Source organism: Vagococcus hydrophili, assembly GCF_011304195.1.
GTDB lineage: Bacteria > Bacillota > Bacilli > Lactobacillales > Vagococcaceae > Vagococcus > Vagococcus hydrophili.
In genome coordinates, this window is sequence record NZ_CP049887.1 from 2839162 (window position 1) to 2860413 (window position 21252).

The window sequence follows — 21252 nt, forward strand, 5'->3', positions numbered from 1 at the left end:
GTTATGTCAGAATCAGTGAGTGTACTCATATGATTTTTTACATCAATACCCATTGAATGAGCTTTATCTACTATATTTTTACTCGACAAATCAAGTTCTTTTGCCAGCTCATATACGCGTTTTTTACTCATTAAATCACTTCCTATTCATCTTTCAATAATTCACGCATTTTCTTTGAAAAGCCGTTATCACAAACACCAATAATCGTTCGACTCTTACCTATCGCATGACTTATTTCTGCTTTTGTACAAGCAACTATGATAGGTGTTTGATAGTACTGGCATTTATCAGTCATTTTCTTGATTGTTCCTTCGCTCGCATCTGTTGCGACGATGACTAAACGAACATTATTTTTACGAACTGCTTTTACTGTTGTATCATCACCAGAAACTAATTTTCCGGCTTTTGTCGCTAATCCGAGAAGGTTTAGAAACTTATCTTTATTTGTCATTAGCGAACAACTCTCTTCTTGCTTTTTGGTGAGTCACATAATCTAATAACTCTTGATAAAATTCGTCCGTTAAGCTGGTTTCTAAAACACGGTCGAGTATTTTTCTGTCCCAACTTAACTGAACGACTTCAGGCTCAATAGAAAGGTAGGCACCTCTTCCAGACAATTTACCTGTGGGATCCATGGAAACTTCCCCTTCTTTAGAACGAACGATTCTCAACATTTCTTTCTTAGGTTTCATTTCATTAGACACGACACATTTTCTCATCGGAATTTTTCTTTGTTTCATCTATTTTCGCCTCCTGTTTCTATTCTTCGATTTTTTCTTCTTCAACTGTTTCAATTGTATCAGCTTCAATGTTTTCAACTAAATGTTCTGTTGATGATTCAATTTCTTCAACGATTTCTTCTGCTTCTACCGCTTCAGTTGCCATTGCTTCCATTTCTGATTCTGGTTTAATATCAATCTTAAATCCAGTTAATTTAGCTGCTAAACGAGCATTTTGTCCACGTTTACCAATGGCTAATGATAATTGGAAATCAGGAACGACTACAGTACAAGCACGTTGTGATGCATCAAAAATAACATTAACAACTTGTGCTGGGTTAAGAGCGTTTGAGATAAATATAGCTGGATCTTCGTTCCATTCAACGATATCCATGTTTTCACCTTTTAACTCATTAACAATTGATTGAACACGTTGCCCTTTTGGTCCAACACATGTTCCAACAGGATCGATATCTTTATTTTCAGCTTTAACAGCCACTTTCGCACGGTCTCCTGCTTCACGAGCAATGCTGACGATTTCAACTTCACCGTCATATACTTCTGGAATTTCTTGTTCAAACAAACGTTTTAATAAATCCGGATGGCTACGAGATACATAAACTTGTGGTCCTTTAGACGTGTTTTCAACTTTATGAATGTAAACTTTGATACGATCATGTGGTTGGTACACTTCATTAGGGATTTGATCATGTTTTGATAATACCGCTTCGATTTTTCCTAAGTTAACGTAGATGTAACGATTATCTTGTCTTTCTACAATTCCTTGCATAATTTCATTTTCATATGCACTAAATTCATTATAAATAATTGAACGTTCTGCTTCTCTAACACGTTGTAGAATAACTTGTTTAGCAGTTTGCGCTGCAATACGACCAAAATCTTTTGGTGTCACTTCAAAACGAATCATGTCACCAATTTCATAAGCTTGATTCACTTTTTGAGCTTCTTCTAAACTTACTTCTAATTGTGAATCCATTACTTCTTCAGTCACTTCTTTTACTGAATAAATATGAACGTCACCTTTTTTATCATTAAATTCTACTTCAACATTCTGAGCTTGTCCGTAATGACGTTTATAAGCAGAAATCATTGCTGCTTCTAAAGCTTCAATTACGATAGCTTTGGAAATGCCTTTTTCGCGTTCAAGAGCGTCTAATGCGCCTAACATTTCTTTGTTCATGAGTCTTTCTTAACCTCCGTTATTAAAATTCGATTGCCAATCTCGCTTTGGCTATATTTTTACGTTCAAATGTCATTGTTTTTCTTTGAGTTTTAACTTTAATTGTTAATGTTAATTCATCTTGATCAAATGAGTCTAAAAAGCCTTGATACTGCTTTTCACCATCAACTGCTTGATAGAATGAAATATTAATGTACTCACCAATGGCGTTTGTGTAATCTTCTTCTTTCTTTAAAGGGCGCTCTGCTCCAGGAGAAGAGACTTCTAAAAAGTATGCTTGTGGAATCGGATCAGGATTGATCATATCTAGTTTCTCACCTAATTTTTCACTGATAATGGCACACTCATTCAAATCAATGCCACCTTCTTTATCAATAAAAACTCGTAAAAACCAATTTCTTCCTTCTTTTACATACTCAATATCAACCAATTCGAATGATAATTCATCTACAATAGGACTAACCAAGTCTGTTACGATATCAACAACGTTCGCCAATTAATATTCGCCTCCTTTAAAGTTTTAAGAATTTCATCAAAAAGAGTGAGCGTTATCCACGCTCACTCCCTCAAGTTATCTTACAAACCAATTCTATCATGTTTCAAGTCAAAAAACAAATAAGAATAGAACAGATAGTTAAGCTTTCATTAAGACTGTTATTTTTAAAGCATTCTTAAGCTTTTTTTGCTAGAGTATGTTCTTATACGAGGTGAGAAGATGAAACTAATAAAAACATTATCCATTGCAAGTTTACTTCTAGGTGGCGCACTACTTGCTGAAGGGTACCGAGAAAACAGACAACTTGATAAGGACTTTTTTACAATAAAAAGCACGAAACTAAATAAAAAAAGTGATAAAATTAGGGTCGCCCACTTATCAGATACTCAATTTCCTAGATTAAAAGTTTCTCAAAGTAAAATTCTTAATACATTAACGAATGAAGCACCTGATATTATTTTATTTACAGGGGATACCATTGATCGAACTGAAAATATAAACACCACTGAATTAATCTATTTTTTAAGTAAGCTAACTAAAATTGCCCCGACTTTTGTGATTAGTGGGAATCATGAAGTCACCAATGCAGGTTTTGATCAATGGCGTGACATTGTAAGTAACAGTCAGGCTACTTACTTAGATAACGAGGTCACAGAAATCACACTGCATAATAATAAATTTAACATTGTGGGTATATCCAATGAAGAAATAAATTTACCAACCACTGAAAAAGAGAAAATTAATCCAAACCAAGAAACGTTAGTTCTAGCCCACCATCCAGAAAACATTCATGATTATATTAATAATATGGATCAGTCTTCAATTAATGTTTTTAGCGGACACGCTCATGGCGGGCAAATCATTATTCCAGGAGTGGGTGGCGTTTTTTCTCCTGATCAAGGCATGCTGCCTGATTATACGAATGGACATTATAAGTTAGAAGAAAATAATCTATTTGTCAGTCGCGGTTTAGCGAACAGTTCATTTCCAGTTAGACTTAATAATTATCCGCATCTACTCTTTATTGATATTGAAGGGAAGTAAAAAAGAAGAAGTCAGCCGACTTCTTCTTTTTTTGAATAATATTTAACAGTCAGAGGATAAAAAGTCTACTTGGAGCTAAACGCTATTTTCACCACTCTGTTCTTTACAACATATCAAACAATGACAATTGATTTTCATCTGGCAAGTCTTTCAATACACCATTTTCTGTCATGTATTCAATCAATGTTTTCGACACTTTTCCTCGGTTAGCTAAATCTTCTTTTGATAAAAATTTGCTATCTTCACGCGCTATTACCATTTGTTTTGCCACATTGGCACCCAAACTTGGTACGGCCCTGAATGGAGCGATTAAAGTGTCATCTTCAATCGTAAAGTTTTCAGCATCAGATTTATATAAATCAATCATGCTAAATTTGAAACCACGTTCCATCATTTCATTGGCAATTTCTAATACGGTTAAAAGATTTTTCTCTTTTGTGGATGCTTCCATCCCTTTATCCATAATCTCTTTAATACGAACTTTTGTTGCATCTTTCCCTTGAGACATAGCAACTAAATCAAAATCATCTGCCCGAACACTAAAGAAGGCTGCATAATAAAGAATTGGATAGTGTACTTTGAAATAAGCCACACGTAAGGCCATTAGCACGTACGCTGCCGCATGGGCTTTAGGGAACATGTATTTAATCTTCAAGCATGAATCAATGTACCACTCTGGCACGTTGTTTGTTCTCATCTCTGCTTGCCAATCATCCGGTATCCCTTTACCTTTACGCACACTCTCCATAATTTTAAAGGCAATCCCGTCTTCAAGACCCGCATGCATTAAGTAGACCATGATATCATCACGACAACCAATAACTTTCGCTAAAGTCGCTTCCCCGCGCTTAATTAATTCATCCGCATTTCCTAGCCAAACGTCCGTCCCATGAGATAACCCTGAAATTTGAAGCAACTCTGAGAAGGTTGTTGGATTGGTTTGTTCTAACATTCCTCGTACGAATTTTGTTCCAAACTCAGGAATACCTAACGTTCCAGTTTTTGAAAAAATGGCTGCTGGTTCCACACCTAAGACTTGTGGTCCTGAGAAAATTTTCATCACTTCTGGATCATCCGTTGGAATTGTTTTCGGATCAATTCCCGATAAATCTTGTAACATCCTAATAACCGTTGGATCATCGTGTCCCAGAATATCTAGTTTTAACACGTTATCGTGAATCGAATGGAAATCAAAATGGGTTGTACGCCATTCCGCATTTTGATCATCTGCTGGATACTGAATCGGTGTAAAATCGTAAACATCCATATAATCAGGAATTACAATAATCCCCCCGGATGCTGTCCAGTCGTCCGTTTAACCCCAGTAGAACCTTTCGCTAAACGATCAATTTCAGCTGCTCTAAAGCTGTAATTATTATCTCGTTCATAGCCCTTCACAAAACCATAGGCTGTTTTATCAGCCACAGTTCCAATTGTTCCTGCTTTATAAACATATTCTTCTCCAAACAAGACTTTCGTGTAGTTATGAGCCGTTGATTGATAAACTCCAGAGAAGTTCAAATCGATATCGGGTACTTTATCCCCGTGGAAACCTAAGAACGTTTCAAAAGGAATATCATGGCCGTCTTTAAACAATCTTGCCCCACACTTAGGACATTCTTTTTCAGGTAAATCAAAACCAGAACCATAAGAGCCATCTTCAAAGAATTCTGAATACTGGCATTTTGGACAACGGTAATGAGGTGGTAAAGGGTTCACTTCGGTAATCCCTGTCATGGTTGCCACAAAACTAGAACCAACCGACCCACGAGAACCTACTAAGTAACCATCTTGTAAACTCTTATGAACTAATTTTTGCGAAATCAAGTAAATAACGGAGAAACCATTTCCATTAATACTTTTCAATTCTTTTTCAATACGTTTAACCACAATCTCAGGAAGTTCTTCACCGTACAAACGATGAGCTTCGGTATAACTTAAATTAGTAATCTCATCTTCTGATCCATCAATTTTAGGCGTATATAAATCCTGTTTAACTGGCACAACTTTCTCACACATATCGGCAATCAAATTCGTATTATCCACGACAATTTTTTGTGCCACATCTTTTCCTAAAAATGAAAATTCAGCTAACATTTCATTAGTTGTTCTAAATTTTACGTCTGGTAAGGAATAACGATTTAAAGGATTAGCTCCACCCATGGAATTAATTAAAATTTTACGGTAAATCGCGTCTTCTTCATTGATATAGTGAACATTCCCTGTTGCTACAACAGGTTTATCTAAATCATCTCCAATTTTAACTAAATTTTGGATGATATCTTCCATGTCCTTTTCATTCATAATTAACTCTGCTTCAACTAAAGGTGCATAGACTGGTTTTGGCATCACTTCTATATAATCATAAAATTTAGCCCGTTTCTTCGCCTCATCTACCCCTTTTTGCATCATGGCTTCAAATATTTCACCATTACTACAAGCTGAGCCAATTAATAAGCCTTCTCTTAACTTGGAAAGCTGTGAGCGAGGAATCCTTGGAACACGGTAATAATAATTCACGTTGGACATAGAAATTAATTTAAATAAATTCTTTAAACCATCTTGGGTTTTAGCTAGAATCGTTGCATGGAAAGGTCGTGCTCGTTTATACGCATCTCCTTCTCCAATGTGTTCGTTTAATTCGTCATGATACTGAGCTCCAAAATCTTCATTGGCTTTTTTAATAAAAATCCAACACAAATGACCTGTTGCTTCTGAATCATAAACGGCTCTATGGTGTTGTTCTAAATTAATTTTATATTTTTTAGATAAAGTATTTAATCGATGAGATTTCATATCAGGATGTAATAATCTTGATAATTCCAGTGTATCAATGACAGGATTAGGTGCTTCTGGCATATCATATTTCTCATAACTGGTATTTAAGAAGCCCATATCGAAACTGGCATTATGAGCAACTAAAATGTGATCCCCACAAAACTCTTTAAAAAGCGTCAAGACTTCTTTTTCCGACTTAGACCCTCGAACCATCTCATCTGTAATGCCAGTTAAATTAGTGGTTGTCTGTGATAAAGGATGACCTGGATCAATAAATTCCTCAAAACTCTCAATCACATTTCCTTTATGCATTTTAACGCCTGCAAGCTCGATGATTGAGTTATAAACAGCAGACAATCCTGTTGTCTCAACGTCAAATACCACATACGTTTCATCTGATAGTAAACGATGTTCAGGATTATAGGCAATCGGCACCCCGTCATCCACTACATTGGCTTCAATTCCAAAAAGAATTTTGACGCCCTTAGACTCACCAGCATGATACGCATCAGGAAAAGCTTGGGCTCCCGCATGATCTGTAATAGCAACTGCAGGTAAGCCCCACGCTGCGGCTTGATTAACTAAAGCCGTCGCATTATTTGTTGCATCCATGGTACTCATGTTGGTATGCATATGAAGTTCCGCTCGTTTATTATTTTCTGGTTCTGTATCTTTTCTTGGGGCATGCTTGACTTCGATTAAGTCTTGAGCGTTCATCACTAAATCACGCATAAACGTATCTTCTTGAATACTCCCGCGAACTTTAAGCCAAGATCCTTCTTTAATTGCCTCAAAAACTGCCACATCTTTTTCATTATTAGAGAATTTCTTCACTGAAAAAGATGACGTATAATCTGTCATTTTGATAATTAAAATTTTTCTACCAGAACGTAAATCTCTGACTTCTTTTGAGAAAACATACCCTTCTAAAGTGACCCGGCGTTCCTCTTCTAAAATAGTTCCCATTGGGGTGATTGGTTCATCAGCTGGAATAGAACGCCCCAGTTGCACAGGACCTGACAAAGCAGGTACTTCGGTTTTTTGTTTTTGTTGCTGTTCATTCTTAACTATCGCATCTGCCGCTTGTTTCATCATCTGAGCCGTTTGTTCTTCTTGTCGTTTATCAAAAGCAAGTTTTATCTCTTCTGCCTTCTTTTCATCCATTTTTGGTTGAAAATTAAACCTAGGAAAACCGAATTTTTGATAACTTTCAATAATGTAGTCTCCATATTGTTGTTTGATATAATCAATCATACCTTCATTTTCAACTAATAAAGTTACGGCTCGATCATCTATGAATGGTGCTTGTTTAGTTAATCTTTGCTTCACAACGGGAGTCACAAAATTTTCATCTTTTAAGACTTCTAGCCAATAGTCTTGCAGAAGTTGATCATTAAACTTAGTGTCTGTTACTTGAATAGTAACCTTAACCTCTGCAATTGACCTGAAGGCCATTTTTAATTTATTAAAAAAATCTTGATATACAGTAAAAGGTAAAATAGTCGTAAAGACTAAATGAAATTCCCAAATGCGACTTTTCTTATGAACCGTCACTTCTTTGATTTCACCTGTTTCTAAAACAGTGTTTTCGCTCTGAGAAAGATCCATCTCTATCTGTTTTAGCAGTTGTTCGAATAATTCTTTTGAATCCATACTCATTTTCTTACCCCACTTTCCTATCATATTCTACACGAAAAAGGACCTTAGCGAAAGACCCGCCAAGGAACCCTTTATTTTATTTATTTAAGATACTTAATGTTTCATGTAATTCTTCACGTCTGATTTCTAACATTTCATCCGTACGTTTGATTTTAACTTCGATGATACCTTCTTCAGCTTTTTTACCGACTGTGATTCTAAATGGTGCACCAACTAAGTCAGCATCTTTAAATTTAACTCCTGGACGTTCTTTACGATCATCAACTAAACAGTCAATACCGCGAGATTCCATTTCTTTTTCAATGTCTAAAGCTAAATTCCACTGTGTTTCATCTTTAGGATTGATTGGGATGATGTGAACATCAAATGGTGCTGTTCCTTTTGGCCAGTTAATGCCATTTTCGTCAGCATTTTGTTCAGCGATTGCCGCTAATAAACGACTCACGCCAATTCCGTAACTTCCCATTTGAACAGGAATTTCACGTCCGTTTTCATCTAAAACATTCGCTTCCATTTTATCACTATAGAAAGTTCCTAATTTAAAGATATGACCTAACTCGATTCCTTTAGCAAATTTCAGTGTTCCTTGTCCATCTGGTGAAGGTTCACCTTCTTTAGCTAAAATAAGATCCGTATAAGCTGCTGGTTCAAAATCACGACCAGGTGTCACGTTAATAATATGAGCATCATTTTCATTCGCTCCAACACCAGCATTTGTCATATCTTGAACATATAAATCAGCAATTAATTTAACCTCTTCTGATAAACCGATTGGTCCAAGTGAACCAAAGTTAGCTCCTAAGAATTTAACCGCATCTTCTTCTGTTGCAGGTTCTACAAAGTCTGCTCCTAAGAAGTTTTTAAGTTTCACATCGTTTAATTCATGGTCTCCACGAACTAAAACCATAACAGGTTCTTCATCAGCCATAAAGAATAATGATTTAATTGTTTTAGTTGCATCCACTTTAATGAAATCACACAATTCTTGAATTGTTTTAACATTTGGTGTCGCAATTTTTTCAGGATCAAGTAAGCTTTCATGAGATTTTTTACCTGTATAAAGAGCTGTTGCCATTTCTAAGTTAGCAGAATAATCACTACTATCTGAATAAACAACCGTGTCCTCACCAATCTCTGAAATCGCCATAAATTCTTTAGAATCACTACTTCCCATGGCACCACCGTCACCGATGATAATACGGAAATCTAAACCACATCTATTAAAAATATTAGTGTAAGCTACTTCGAAATCTTTAAAGCCTTCATCCAAACTTTCAGTTGTTGCGTGGAAAGAATACGCGTCTTTCATAATAAACTCGCGACCTCTTAATAAGCCAAAACGAGGACGTTTTTCATCACGGTATTTTGGTTGAATTTGATATAAGTACATTGGTAATTTTTTGTATGAACTAATATCATTTCTAACTAAATCAGTAAATGTTTCTTCATGTGTCGGACCTAAGATAAAATCTTTACTATTTGAGTCTTTTACTTTTAATAGTGCATCTCCATACGTACTATAACGTCCAGATTCTTTCCAAAGATCCGCTGGAATGACAGCTGGAAGTAACATTTCATTCGCATCAATAGCATCAAATTCTTCACGCATGATGTTTTCTAATTTTTTGATAACGCGATAAGCAAGTGGCAAGTAGCTATAGTAACCACTTGATACTTGACGAATGTACCCTCCGCGTAATAACATTTTATGACTAATAACCTCAGCATCACTTGGTACCTCACGTAATGTTGGCATAAAGAATTTCGATTGTTTCATTGTTAAACTAACCCCTTTTTAATTTTTAATTAATAAAAAATCGTTGTATATCGTTCCATGTTACAGCGACCATAAGTAGTAATAAAATACCTACACCAATCATGGTAATCATGACTTCTTTTTCTTGACTTAGTGGTTTACCCCTAACACCTTCAAAAATATTTAACGTTAATTTTCCACCGTCAAGTCCTGGAATTGGTACTAAGTTCATAATACCTAAATTCACAGAAAGGATGGCTGTAAAAGAAAGCACAGCTATAATTCCACTATTTGAAACAGCTTCTGATGCTTTAAAGATCATCACTGGTCCACCTAGTTTATTTAAACTAAAATCTGTTATCAAGTTACCTAAAGCTTTAAAGATATTAAGTGAGTTGGCGAAAGTTTCAGTCACACCAAACTTCAATTTACCAAAGAAAGATAATTCTTCAAATGTGCTAGAAGGACCTACCCCTAACATTCCTTGACCTTTTCTTGTGTCATCCGTACTTTCAGAAGGTGTCACTTTTAATTCTTTTTTGTCACCTTTTTCAGTTTGAACCACTAAAGAAATTTCTTTGTTCGCATTGGGTGAGACCTCTTCTGAGATATCTGTAAATTGGCTAACTTTGTGACCATTAGCTTCAATAATTTTATCTCCCGGTTTAATGCCAGCTTTGTCAGCAACACTATCCTTTTGAACCGAACCAATTGTACTTGTTTTATCTGTGACATTAATGCCACCTGCCATAAAAGCAACGATTGTAAACAAAGCAATTGATAAAATAAAGTTATTCATTGGACCTGCAAAATTGGTCATCATCCGGCGACCTAAACTTGCTGATTGGAACTGAACATCTCTTGGTGCAATTTGCGTTTCGATACCATCTTCTTCAATAATTGTTGCATCATGAAAAACAGGATATCTCTTCTCTTTTGTTTCATCTCCCATTTCGTAACCCTTAATGTAAAGATCATCAACTAAATCACAGTCAATTAATTCTACAGGAATACTATTAGGTAATTGAATTTTTTTATTCGGATTAATTTTAACCACTTGTCCATTTTCATCCAGAACAAGAGACAAAGGCATTCCCGGAGCAAGTTCGATATCTTCGTCGCCCTCTCCAGCCATTCTCACGTATCCACCAATTGGTAACATTCTGATGGTATATGTTGTTCCATTCTTACGATGATGAAATAACTTTGGTCCCATTCCAATGGCGAATTCTCTAACTAAAATCCCACCACGTTTGGCAAATATAAAATGACCAAATTCATGAACGATGACAATTAACCCAAAAACAAATATAAATGTGACGATTGTTCCTACCATGAGTTATTTCCTTTCTTTACCAATAATTTAAAACAAACCAACTAAATGCATTAATGGAAATACAAATAATAAACTATCAAAACGGTCTAAAATACCACCATGACCCGGTAATATTTTCCCTGAATCTTTAACTCCGTAATATCTTTTATAAGCTGATTGAACTAAATCACCCATTTGACCTACAATTGAGAAAAGAACCGTTAAAACAAGCATTACAACAATATTATATGGTAATGGCCAGAAAATCAAATAGATTGCTGCAACCACTACGGCACATAAAATACCACCAATTGAACCTTCGATTGTTTTGTTTGGTGAAATATTTGGTGCCAACTTATTTTTACCAAATTTCATACCACAAAAATAGGCGCCGATATCTGTTGCCCAGACAACGAATAATGCAAACATTAATACTTGGATTCCTGCTTCACGAGCTGCAATAAAGTTCTGGAAGCCTATTCCTACATACAGACTGACTAATACAGGAAACGCAGCATCATCAAAAGTGTACGTATTTTTCGAAAACACAGGTACCATTAGAATAAACATAACAATTAAATAGAAAAGTGCCACGTTGTCTACTTTTTCTGGTAAGAATGAAAACCATGTTTCTTTTGGTAAAACTAGTAAGACTGAACCTAAAATAGCTAAGGCTCCTTCTAAACTCTTGATTTCCAATCCTCTCATATTAAATAATTCATACACACCAACGCCTGCCATTGCAGCAGCTAAAATTTGAAGTGGCATACTCCCTAAAATAATTAAAGGTATGAAAAACGCTAGTGCCACGACAGCAGTTATTATTCTTTGTTTCATTTTTACTTGACTCCTTCTGTCTTTTCTTTTAATCCTCCAAAGCGTCTTGTTCTAAGTTGGAACGTGCCAATCGCTTCTTCCAAGTGACTTGTTGTAAAATCAGGCCAATAAGCGTCAGTAAAGAATAACTCACTATACGCAATCTGCCAAAGTAGAAAATTACTGATTCTCTCTTCACCACTTGTTCTAATCAACAAATCAGGATCTTGTAATTCTTCACCTAAAGAAGCTGTCATTAAATGTTTTGAAAATTGCTCCTCATTCACCTCACCTGTAACTTGACCTTCTCTTGCTAAATCAACTAGTTCGTTAACAGCAGTCAAAATTTCGGCACGGCTTCCATAATTTAAGGCAAAATTTAAAATCATCCCTGTATTGTCTTTCGTTTGTTCAATCGCATTCTCGACAGCTCGTTGTGTATGTTCCGGTAAAAACTCTTTATAGCCCATCACATTCACACGAACGTTTTCTTTGATTAATTCTGGTACGAAAACATCAAAAAAATCAACAGGTAATTTCATTAGAAAATTAACTTCATCTGTTGGACGTTTCCAATTTTCAGTGGAAAAAGCATATAATGTTAACACTTTAACCCCTAAGCGACTAGCATGTGTCGTGATCGTTTTTACATTATTCATGCCTTCCTTATGTCCAGCAATTCTTGGAAGTAACTTTCTTTGTGCCCAACGACCGTTACCATCCATAATCACAGCGATATGCTTAGGTATTTCTTTAGTACTATCAAAAGTTGTTCCTTCACTTACTTCTTTTTTATCTTTTACAAAAAAATTAAACATTCTTAAAGCCCCCTATAAAGACTTGAGTTACTTAAACTTGTCCTTACTATTGTAGCAAAACCTTCTATAAAAACCTATAAAAATAGAAAATAATCCCGTTTTTTAATAAAAACATAACTCTAAATAATAAAAATCGTGGAATATCACCACAATCTTCCATCTTATCTGAAAGATTAAGATAATACTCCACGACTTTGATTAATTAAACTTCTAGTAATTCTTCTTCTTTAGCAGATACGATTTTATCGATATTTTTTGTGCTGGCATCTGTAATATCTTGAACATCTTTTTCTAAAGTACGTAATTCATCTTCAGAAATATCTTTAGATTTTTCTAATTTTTTAAGTTCATCTAAAGCATCACGACGGATATTTCTAACAGCCACTTTAGCATTTTCACCATTTTTACCTACTTCTTTAGCAAGCTCTTTACGGCGTTCTTCAGTTAACTGAGGAATCACTAAACGAATAACTGTTCCATCATTAGTTGGGCTAATTCCAATATCACTTGCCATCAATGCTTTTTCAATGTTTTCTAAAGCTGATTTATCAAATGGTGTGATCATTAAGATACGTGCTTCTGGAATTGAAATCCCTGCAATTTGATTTAATGGTGTTTGAGCACCGTAATAATCAACAGTGATACGGTCTAAAAGACTGGCATTAGCGCGACCTGCTCTAATTTGTCCTAATTCACGTTGTAAGCTTTCTTCTGACTTAGTCATTTTTTCTTTGGCATCATTTAATACTACTTTTTGCATATTATTTCCCCCTCACAGTTGTTCCGATTTGTTCACCTAAACAAACACGTTTTATATTACCTGATTCATTGATATTAAACACAACTAACGGAATATCATTATCCATACTTAAACTACTTGCTGTTGAGTCCATAACTGACAGACCTTTTGAAATAACATCTAAATGAGTTAATTCTTCGAATTTAGTTGCATTAGCATCTAATTTAGGATCTGCTGAATAAACACCATCCACATTATTTTTGGCCATCAAGATAACATCAGCGTTAATCTCTACGGCTCTTAATGCTGCAGTTGTATCTGTTGTGAAATAAGGGTTACCCGTTCCACCAGCAAAAATAACTACACGACCTTTTTCTAAATGTCTTACCGCACGACGTCTAATATAAGGTTCAGCAATTTGTCTCATTTCAATGGATGTTTGAACTCTTGTTGGAACACCTTGATTTTCAAGTGTATCTTGTAAAGCAAGACCATTCATTACAGTAGCTAACATTCCCATATAATCGGCTTGGGCACGTTCCATTCCCATTTCAGCTCCGATAGTACCACGCCAAATATTACCGCCACCAACAACGATAGCCACTTCAACACCTAAGCTGTGAACTTCTTTAATTTCTTTAATTAACTCGTTTACGACTGGTGGGTTAATACCAAAGCCTTTTTCTCCTGCAAGTGCTTCGCCACTAACTTTCAGTAATACTCTACGATATTTTGGTTCTGTCATTACAATTACCTCCGTTTAATATCCATACATTCATTTTATCATAACTCAAACGAATTATTAATCCATTTTTGTCTAAAAAAAGGGAGCGCATATATCAAATTAATAATAAATGCGTTCCCAATCAATGACTGTTATTTCATTTGGCTCATAACTTCTGCAGCGAAATCTTCTTCACGTTTTTCGATTCCTTCGCCGACTTCAAAACGTACAAATGTTTTAACAGTAGCGCCTTTTGAAGCTGCAAATTTTTCAACAGTTGTGTCTGGATCTTTAACAAATGGTTGGTCAACTAAACATACTTCTGCTAAGAATTTGTTCATGCGTCCCATAACCATTTTTTCAACGATATTGGCTGGTTTGCCTTCGTTTAATGCTTGTTCAGTTAAGACTTTTTTCTCATGTTCTAATTCTTCTTGAGAAACTTCATCTTTAGTTACATAACGAGGGTTGATAGCTGCAACGTGCATTGCGATATCTTTAGCTGGTTCTTCGTCTGTTGTTCCTTCAATAAGAGTTAAAACAGCGATTTTACCACCCATGTGTAAGTAACCACCGAAAGCAGCGTTATCTTCTTTTTCAAGTAATTCAAAGCGACGGAAGTTAATTCTTTCACCGATTACTGTTGTTGCTTCAATAACGTCAGTTTCGATTGTACCTTTTTCAGTTTTAATTGCTAATGCTTCTTCCATATTAGCTGGTTTGTTTTCAGCAACTAATCTAGCTACATCTTTAACCAAGTTTTGGAATAATTCATTTTTAGCAACAAAGTCAGTTTCTGAGTTAATTTCTACGATTGCAGCAGTGTTTCCAGCAACGTGTACGTTTGCTAAACCTTCTGCAGCGATACGATCATTTTTCTTACCAGCTTTTGCCATACCTTTTTCTCTTAATAAATCAATAGCTTTTTCTAAATCTCCTTCAACTTCAACTAAAGCACGTTTAGCATCCATCATACCAACACCAGTTAAGTCACGTAATTCTTTAACCATAGTAGCTGTAATTTTAGACATGTGTTATTCCTCCGATTTTTTTAAATTAAGCAAAAACTGCCCTAGACTAACAGAACAAAAGGCTACTTTGTTCACCTTGACCCGTAGCCTAAGACAGCCAATTATATTAGATTACTCAGCGTTTTTTCCTTCAACAGCTTCAACGATTTCTTCGATTGAAGGTGCTTCAGTTGTTTCGCTTGCAAATGTTTCTTCACTTACTTCATCTTCGCCTTGACGACCTTCGATGAATGCATCAGCCATTTTAGCTGAAATTAATTTAACGGCGCGGATAGCGTCATCGTTTGATGGGATAACTACATCAATCTCATCTGGATCACAGTTAGTATCAACCATAGCCACGATAGGGATATTTAATTTATGAGCTTCTTGAACTGCAATACGTTCTTTACGTGGGTCAACGATAAACATAACGTCTGGAATTCTTGGCATATCAGCGATACCACCTAAGAATTTTTCTAAACGTTCACGTTCTTTGTTTAATCCAGCAACTTCTTTTTTAGGAAGTACTTCGAAAGTTCCAGCTTCTTCCATTTTGTTGATTGCTTTTAAACGACCGATACGTTTTTGGATTGTATCCCAGTTAGTTAAAGTTCCACCTAACCATCTGTGGTTTACATAGTATTGACCAGAGCGGATAGCTTCATCTTTAATAGCTTCTTGAGCTTGTTTTTTAGTACCTACGAATAAAGCGATTCCGCCTTCTTCAGCTACATTTCTCATGTAGTTGTAAGCATCGTCTACTAAACGAACTGTTTTTTGTAAATCGATGATGTAGATTCCGTTTCTTTCTGTGAAGATGTATCTCTTCATTTTTGGGTTCCAGCGACGAGTTTGGTGACCAAAGTGTACACCAGCTTCTAGTAACTGTTTCATTGAAATTACTGCCATTGTTGTTTCCTCCGATTGGTTTTGTATTTCCCTCTCAAGTAAGCATCTCTTCTTAATAGAACTAAACACGTTTAGCACCACTATTAAAATCGCTCTTGATGTGGATTAGTTAAGGCCCTTAAGCACTCAACCTTTTGTATTATACAATAGCTAAATTCAGATTGCAACTTTAAATCATTTAAATAGAACACGTTAATTTAATTATTCTACTGAAATCGTTTCTGTTTTAGTTTCACTAAAAGAACTCAGCACTTTTTTCTGGATACTGATTTGCTCTTCTAAGCTCTTAATGGCTTCTTTTTCATCGTCTCTCACCGGTTCCATTCCAAAAACTAAATTAGAAACAATGACAGACTCTGAAAAACTCCCTTTTGCTTCTTCCATATGTGAAAATGAGATCCGACAAGCTCCGTCTGCCTCATGGATTTCTATTCCAATTAACCAAGTCAGTCCATCTATTTCAATTTTCTCTGTCTTTATAAAATCTAGCTTGTCTTCTTTTAAGATCGTCTCTAAGTCGTTCTCCGTTAATCTTTTTGCCTCCAGATTAGCAATACTTCCTTTATACGTTGGTAACATATACATTTGATAATAGTAAGGATATTTAGTCATATTCTGCCAAACCACATCCACATCTTCTAGGACAGTTCGAGAATTATCTAACGTCCAACTTTCTGGAATTTCATACTCTTTGTATCCTACCTCTATTTCATCACCAGACATCCCCACATACTTTTCGACACCATTGCTAGACGTTCTCAGCTTTTCTTTCTTAGTTGAGGTATTTTTTTCACTGCTCGGTGTTTCCTTGACTAGTTTTAAGAGTTTACTTGCCAAAACATTATCATTTTCCACCTCACTAGAAACAACACTTTCTTTTTTCGTCTGATTCACTTCTTCTTTAGACTGACATCCTGCTAAAGCAAACACACCAATCACTAGTATCATTCCTAAATAACGTTTAATTTTCATATCATTCACGTCCCCTTTACTTTAATACTTAAAAAAAGCTAAATGGTGACACTCTTTTTTTACTTCATTTTCTTTTTCTACTATAATTATAGATATCAATTTAGAAGGAGTGATTTAATCGATGACAACATTTTTTTGTGTAAGACATGGTAAAACTGAATATAACTTAAATAAAATTTTCCAAGGAGGGCTTGTTGATTCGCCTCTTTTACCAGAAGGTATTGAGAACGCAAAAAAAGTGGGCACTTATTTAAGTGATATAGCATTTGATCGCGCATTTGCTAGTCCACAAAAAAGAGCACAAGACACAGCACTTAATATCCTTCAGAATCATCCCACAGCCATTCAACTTGAAACAATTAATGATTTGCGTGAAATGGAATTTGGGACTTGGGACGGATTACCTGAGGAAAACTTTCATCATTTAGAGGAATTTCAACATTTAGTAAATGAACCTCATTTATATGATCCTACTGATTTTCAAGGAGAAAGTTTCGATACTTTGATTCAACGACTTCTAGCTGTTTTTAACGATTTAAGCTATACCTATCCTAATGATACTATTTTGATTGTTTCACACGGTTTAGCTCTTCAAACCATTTTAAAACATTTAGATGGCTCTCCTCTATCAAAACTTAGAGAAGGAAAATTTCTTGACAATACCAGCGTAACTGTTATTGAAAACTCTGATAAAAGAGATGTTTACAACATTATCAAATGGAATGACACCAGTTACTTAGACTAACTTTTTCAGTTTAAAATGACTTGTTTTCATGGTATAATCATTTGGTTGTATCACATTAGGGAGTGACTTTTTTATGCCAGAAAAACTAAAATCTGTCGTTTATTTTTTAGATAATCATGAATGGATTAATACTGTGATCAGTTTGATTATGGCTGCTTCAGGAATCTATTTGTTCTTTCATTACACTGCTTCAATTTATGAATTATTCATTATGATTGGATTGTTCGCTATATTGAAAGGTTTTCTAAATTTTAATACGTTCTTTATCATCGAAACAATCAATAAACATAATAAACAAAAAAATATGTTTTTAGTTGGCGCTTTAGTTAATATCTTTATAGGAACAATAATTATTTTAAATTTAGTTACTAATCCTTTATCGCTATTAGTTATTGCTTCACTATGGATGATTATTGATTCTGTTCCTTATTTTGTGTATGTTGTCAAAAGAAAATTAGGTCAAGAGTACAAGTTCAATCCTTTCAAAATAACTTTTTCTTTGATTGTTCTTTGTTCGATTCTAACCATCGTTTCTCATTACACACTTACTTTTGGACCAGCGATCCCTGTTGCTTGTTTTCTTCTACTAGCTTCAGCTAATATCATTCTTTTTCAAAGAGAACATTAATATAAAGAGCTGAATTTGGCAGTACAGTCAAATTCAGCTCTTTTTATATTTTATTTTAATAATTAATAAATAAATCAAAAAGTAACCCACTAAAATAAATTTAGTTAATGTTAACGTAAAAAAAGCTGATGGATCAACTGTTTTAAAACTGTAAGATTTTAATATTTCATCTAGACTAATTGTTTTAAACATCAAGGTAATCACATACATAAGTAAAGTCATTAAAATTTGGTGCAGTATGCTTCCAAGATTGTTTAATCGAAATTTCGATACCAGTCGATGATCTTGAGGTAAATCACTATTTAAATAAACATACTGATTCAACCTTTGATTTAGTTGTGAGATAAATAAACTAATCACAAAAATTCCAACATAAAATAAATGCGGAATTAATAGTAACACAAATCCACAAACAAGCCCCGAAACAATGACAGTAGGAATTTTCGAAATAGACATTTTCTTTAGTATCTTACTGTATACCATAGGTGATAGAATAATGCCCAACAAGTACAGCGTGTAGATTTTATATAATGCCGTATTCCCTTCTCTTATTAAACGATCAAATGTACAAAAAACTAAAAGAAAGTTTGTTACCATCCCTTTATAGATAATCACGCTTGTTAATAAAGGCGACACTCTTCTCTCTGGTTTTTTCTTAATCAGATAAGACACATAACCGACAATTAATACGGCAAGTAACATAAAAAAGATAGTCAAAGAACCAGAAACACCTAACTTTTTATCGATTTTTATGATAAATATAGTAAAAAAACCTGTAAGAAATAAAAAAAGCGTTTCAAAAAGTGGATAGTCAGGATATGTTTTAGTTTCCTTAATTTGATAATGAGGGTAAGCAGAAAGAATTATTAGTAAAAAACAAAGATTCACACCTAAAAAAATAAATGTCGCAGGAATCGACCACTTGACTAATGTGAATAAAACTAAGGTAAACACTGTCGCAAACCCCAAAGAATAGAGTTGATCTTTTGCTGTAATACCAAAGTCATTCATTTTCTTCTCATGAAAGGAAACTGTTAGAAAGCTTGGGTAAAGTAAGCCCGAACAAATCCCCAACATCATCCCCGCAATAAGTCCAAAATAAAAATTTACTTCATACATACTACCTAAGATCGTTCCAACAATGCCAATCACAATCGAAATTTGCAGTAACTGATTCATTTTAATTGGTTTTAAACGCAGCAGAAAAAGAATTGTCGTTTTAAAGCTATAATATAAAATTAAGGGCAAAACATATTCATTCACACTTCGATACTTCAAAAATAAATTGGCAAATATAAAAATAGGAAATAAGTTCATCCCATTAGTCAAAACAAAAGGAATAAATTGTAGAGATAGTAATATTTTCTTACTCTTTGGATTCATATTAAACTCCTAGCATCATAATTTATTGTTATTATACTGCTTTTTTTCAAAAAAGATAGGTTATTATTAGCTTACAGCTCGATTTTTTGAAAAGATTAGTCATTATCAGTTATAATACATTATACATGACCGAGGAGGAATTTTTTATGATTCAAGTGAAACAAATCGTAACAGGGGCAATTGAAGAAAATTGCTACTTAATCTATAACAACAACAACCTTTTAATCGTTGACCCAGGAAACGACGCTGAGCATATTAAACAAGAAATAAACAGTCTTGAAAAAAAACCGACTGCTATATTAATTACGCATGCTCATTATGATCATATTGGAGCCTTAGAAGAAATCAGAAATACCTACAACATTCCTGTTTATATCAGCCCGATTGAACAAAGTTGGTTATCTGATGCGACATTGAATTTTTCAGGTTTAATGCATCATAATGATATGGCTGATATTGTTTGCCAACCTGCTGAATTTGAATTCGAAAATTATCACAACTATACGTTAGGCGATATGAGCTTCAAAGTCGTTCCAACCCCAGGACACTCACCAGGAAGTCTAAGTTTTATTTTTGATACATTTGTTATTACCGGTGATGCTTTATTTAGCGGAAGTATTGGACGAACTGATTTACCTTTTGGTGACAGCCAAACATTACTTCATAGCATCCAAACAGAATTATTTACTTTAGATGACGCGATGATTGCTTACCCAGGACATAGAGAACCAACAACGATAGGTAAAGAAAAATTAACCAACCCATTTTTCCAATAGAGTGATGAAAAAGGCGTTTTACTCCAAGCAATTGGAAGAAATGAAAAATAAGCCATGCTTTTCGGCTTGATTTTCGTTTCTGAAATTGCCGCAGGAGCAGCCTTTTGAATCCAGACTACACAGCGTGATGAAAAAGGCGTTTAACTTCAAGCAGCTGGAGGAAATGAAAAAAAGAAAGACAAACCTGTTCTCAGATTTATCTTTCTTTTTTTATTTTGCTTTCACATTACCAATGACTTCACCTGCACTTGCAGTACCTGTCTTAGTTAATGTTAGGCTCTCTAAATTATCTGCTGTATTCGTAATCGCCACAACTAAATCATTCGGTTTACTAGCATTAGCTAAAAAGGCTAAATCAATCTTGGCAATCAAGGTGTTAGCTGATACTTTGTCTCCTTCTTTAACTTTGATATCAAAAGGTTCTCCGCCAAGTTCTACCGTATCAATTCCCATATGCAATAAAATTTCTAAACCACTCGCCATTCTAATTCCTAACGCATGTTTTGTTGGAAAGATACTCATAATTTCACCTGCAACTGGAGAATAAACATCACCACTTGTTGGAATAACAGCAAATCCATCACCCATCATTTTTTGTGAAAATACAGGATCATTCACTTTATCAATACTTACGACTTCACCTGTAGCTACAGCATAAATATCAGTACTTACATTTGAGTCCGCTTTTTTATTCTTTTTAAACATACCAAACATTTCAGTCACTCCATTCAAATTTGTCTATACCATTCATTCTACTACAT

Annotated in this window: 19 protein-coding genes and 2 pseudogenes; 4 read left to right on the plus strand and 17 right to left on the minus strand. The window is 34.8% G+C overall.

What is annotated here, in order from left to right:
- Positions 1-22: 22 nt before the first annotated feature.
- From G7082_RS15245 to rimP, 5 genes and pseudogenes are all read right to left on the minus strand, one after another.
- Positions 23-131 (minus strand): annotated as a pseudogene (locus tag G7082_RS15245) (translation initiation factor IF-2 N-terminal domain-containing protein); the annotation flags it as partial.
- A gap of 11 nt (positions 132-142) precedes the next feature.
- Entirely contained in the window at positions 143-451 is a 309-nt protein-coding gene (locus tag G7082_RS13930; protein WP_166035807.1) for a YlxQ-related RNA-binding protein, read from the minus strand.
- Entirely contained in the window at positions 441-740 is a 300-nt protein-coding gene (rnpM, locus tag G7082_RS13935) for an RNase P modulator RnpM (protein ID WP_166035808.1), read from the minus strand. Before rnpM ends, G7082_RS13930 begins: the two co-directional genes overlap by 11 nt.
- A 19-nt stretch (positions 741-759) precedes the next feature.
- The gene (gene nusA, locus G7082_RS13940) at positions 760-1920 is read right to left on the minus strand and encodes a transcription termination factor NusA (protein WP_166035809.1); all 1161 of its coding nucleotides are present in this window, start codon (positions 1918-1920) and stop codon (positions 760-762) included.
- A gap of 22 nt (positions 1921-1942) precedes the next feature.
- Complete coding sequence (gene rimP, locus G7082_RS13945) at positions 1943-2416, minus strand: ribosome maturation factor RimP (RefSeq protein ID WP_166035810.1); 474 nt, start codon at positions 2414-2416, stop codon at positions 1943-1945.
- Between the two features lie 219 nt (positions 2417-2635).
- Between rimP and G7082_RS13950 the strand changes: the two genes are divergently transcribed.
- Positions 2636-3460 (plus strand): metallophosphoesterase, encoded by an 825-nt coding sequence (locus tag G7082_RS13950; RefSeq protein WP_166035811.1) that lies wholly within the window; start codon positions 2636-2638, stop codon positions 3458-3460.
- 103 nt (positions 3461-3563) lie between these two features.
- On the opposite strand, the pseudogene G7082_RS13955 reads toward G7082_RS13950, so the two are convergent.
- The 10 genes and pseudogenes from G7082_RS13955 to G7082_RS14000 all read right to left on the minus strand — a co-directional run bounded on the left by G7082_RS13955 (position 3564) and on the right by G7082_RS14000 (position 16959).
- Positions 3564-7897: pseudogene (locus tag G7082_RS13955) on the minus strand (PolC-type DNA polymerase III).
- Positions 7898-7973: 76 nt separating this feature from the next.
- Positions 7974-9674, minus strand: a complete 1701-nt coding sequence (locus tag G7082_RS13960) for a proline--tRNA ligase (RefSeq protein WP_166035812.1) — start codon at positions 9672-9674, stop codon at positions 7974-7976.
- Between the two features lie 25 nt (positions 9675-9699).
- A complete protein-coding gene (gene rseP, locus G7082_RS13965) occupies positions 9700-10989 on the minus strand; it encodes an RIP metalloprotease RseP (RefSeq protein ID WP_166035813.1) in 1290 nt (429 codons plus the stop codon).
- Positions 10990-11016: 27 nt separating this feature from the next.
- Positions 11017-11805 carry a phosphatidate cytidylyltransferase gene (locus tag G7082_RS13970; protein ID WP_166035814.1) on the minus strand — a complete coding sequence of 263 codons (789 nt, stop codon included), beginning with the start codon at positions 11803-11805 and terminating at the stop codon, positions 11017-11019.
- A 2-nt stretch (positions 11806-11807) separates the two neighbouring features.
- The gene (locus G7082_RS13975) at positions 11808-12602 is read right to left on the minus strand and encodes an isoprenyl transferase (RefSeq protein WP_166035815.1); all 795 of its coding nucleotides are present in this window, start codon (positions 12600-12602) and stop codon (positions 11808-11810) included.
- 202 nt (positions 12603-12804) lie between these two features.
- Positions 12805-13362, minus strand: a complete 558-nt coding sequence (gene frr / locus G7082_RS13980; protein ID WP_166035816.1) for a ribosome recycling factor — start codon at positions 13360-13362, stop codon at positions 12805-12807.
- A 1-nt stretch (position 13363) separates the two neighbouring features.
- A complete protein-coding gene (pyrH, locus tag G7082_RS13985) occupies positions 13364-14086 on the minus strand; it encodes a UMP kinase (RefSeq protein WP_166035817.1) in 723 nt (240 codons plus the stop codon).
- Between the two features lie 131 nt (positions 14087-14217).
- Entirely contained in the window at positions 14218-15096 is an 879-nt protein-coding gene (gene tsf / locus G7082_RS13990) for a translation elongation factor Ts (protein ID WP_166035818.1), read from the minus strand.
- 111 nt (positions 15097-15207) lie between these two features.
- Positions 15208-15987, minus strand: coding sequence for a 30S ribosomal protein S2 (rpsB, locus tag G7082_RS13995; protein ID WP_166035819.1), 780 nt, complete (start codon positions 15985-15987; stop codon positions 15208-15210).
- A 201-nt stretch (positions 15988-16188) separates the two neighbouring features.
- Positions 16189-16959 (minus strand): hypothetical protein, encoded by a 771-nt coding sequence (locus G7082_RS14000; RefSeq protein ID WP_166035820.1) that lies wholly within the window; start codon positions 16957-16959, stop codon positions 16189-16191.
- Positions 16960-17080: 121 nt separating this feature from the next.
- On the opposite strand from G7082_RS14000, the gene G7082_RS14005 reads away from it, so the two are divergent.
- Positions 17081-17704, plus strand: a complete 624-nt coding sequence (locus G7082_RS14005; RefSeq protein WP_166035821.1) for a histidine phosphatase family protein — start codon at positions 17081-17083, stop codon at positions 17702-17704.
- Between the two features lie 73 nt (positions 17705-17777).
- Positions 17778-18332: a hypothetical protein gene (locus G7082_RS14010; RefSeq protein ID WP_166035822.1), complete on the plus strand. Its 555-nt coding sequence runs from the start codon at positions 17778-17780 to the stop codon at positions 18330-18332.
- Between the two features lie 33 nt (positions 18333-18365).
- Here G7082_RS14010 and G7082_RS14015 read toward each other — a convergent pair whose 3' ends face one another.
- Positions 18366-19715 carry a hypothetical protein gene (locus G7082_RS14015; protein WP_166035823.1) on the minus strand — a complete coding sequence of 450 codons (1350 nt, stop codon included), beginning with the start codon at positions 19713-19715 and terminating at the stop codon, positions 18366-18368.
- Positions 19716-19861: 146 nt separating this feature from the next.
- Here G7082_RS14015 and G7082_RS14020 point away from each other — a divergent pair, with 146 nt between their 5' ends.
- Positions 19862-20491: an MBL fold metallo-hydrolase gene (locus G7082_RS14020; protein WP_166035824.1), complete on the plus strand. Its 630-nt coding sequence runs from the start codon at positions 19862-19864 to the stop codon at positions 20489-20491.
- A gap of 210 nt (positions 20492-20701) precedes the next feature.
- On the opposite strand, the gene G7082_RS14025 is transcribed toward G7082_RS14020, so the two are convergent.
- Complete coding sequence (locus tag G7082_RS14025; protein ID WP_166035825.1) at positions 20702-21205, minus strand: PTS sugar transporter subunit IIA; 504 nt, start codon at positions 21203-21205, stop codon at positions 20702-20704.
- Between the last annotated feature and the right edge of the window lie 47 nt (positions 21206-21252).

What these genes read in the sequence shown, in the direction of transcription:
- G7082_RS13930 (WP_166035807.1), bottom strand. Translation starts at nt 451, where the DNA reads ATGACAAATAAAGATAAGTTTCTAAACCTTCTCGGATTAGCGACAAAA.
- rnpM (WP_166035808.1), bottom strand. Translation starts at nt 740, where the DNA reads ATGAAACAAAGAAAAATTCCGATGAGAAAATGTGTCGTGTCTAATGAA.
- nusA (WP_166035809.1), bottom strand. Translation starts at nt 1,920, where the DNA reads ATGAACAAAGAAATGTTAGGCGCATTAGACGCTCTTGAACGCGAAAAA.
- G7082_RS13950 (WP_166035811.1), top strand. Translation starts at nt 2,636, where the DNA reads ATGAAACTAATAAAAACATTATCCATTGCAAGTTTACTTCTAGGTGGC.
- G7082_RS13960 (WP_166035812.1), bottom strand. Translation starts at nt 9,674, where the DNA reads ATGAAACAATCGAAATTCTTTATGCCAACATTACGTGAGGTACCAAGT.
- rseP (WP_166035813.1), bottom strand. Translation starts at nt 10,989, where the DNA reads ATGGTAGGAACAATCGTCACATTTATATTTGTTTTTGGGTTAATTGTC.
- G7082_RS13970 (WP_166035814.1), bottom strand. Translation starts at nt 11,805, where the DNA reads ATGAAACAAAGAATAATAACTGCTGTCGTGGCACTAGCGTTTTTCATA.
- G7082_RS13975 (WP_166035815.1), bottom strand. Translation starts at nt 12,602, where the DNA reads ATGTTTAATTTTTTTGTAAAAGATAAAAAAGAAGTAAGTGAAGGAACA.
- frr (WP_166035816.1), bottom strand. Translation starts at nt 13,362, where the DNA reads ATGCAAAAAGTAGTATTAAATGATGCCAAAGAAAAAATGACTAAGTCA.
- pyrH (WP_166035817.1), bottom strand. Translation starts at nt 14,086, where the DNA reads ATGACAGAACCAAAATATCGTAGAGTATTACTGAAAGTTAGTGGCGAA.
- tsf (WP_166035818.1), bottom strand. Translation starts at nt 15,096, where the DNA reads ATGTCTAAAATTACAGCTACTATGGTTAAAGAATTACGTGACTTAACT.
- rpsB (WP_166035819.1), bottom strand. Translation starts at nt 15,987, where the DNA reads ATGGCAGTAATTTCAATGAAACAGTTACTAGAAGCTGGTGTACACTTT.
- G7082_RS14000 (WP_166035820.1), bottom strand. Translation starts at nt 16,959, where the DNA reads ATGAAAATTAAACGTTATTTAGGAATGATACTAGTGATTGGTGTGTTT.
- G7082_RS14005 (WP_166035821.1), top strand. Translation starts at nt 17,081, where the DNA reads ATGACAACATTTTTTTGTGTAAGACATGGTAAAACTGAATATAACTTA.
- G7082_RS14010 (WP_166035822.1), top strand. Translation starts at nt 17,778, where the DNA reads ATGCCAGAAAAACTAAAATCTGTCGTTTATTTTTTAGATAATCATGAA.
- G7082_RS14015 (WP_166035823.1), bottom strand. Translation starts at nt 19,715, where the DNA reads ATGAATCCAAAGAGTAAGAAAATATTACTATCTCTACAATTTATTCCT.
- G7082_RS14020 (WP_166035824.1), top strand. Translation starts at nt 19,862, where the DNA reads ATGATTCAAGTGAAACAAATCGTAACAGGGGCAATTGAAGAAAATTGC.
- G7082_RS14025 (WP_166035825.1), bottom strand. Translation starts at nt 21,205, where the DNA reads ATGTTTGGTATGTTTAAAAAGAATAAAAAAGCGGACTCAAATGTAAGT.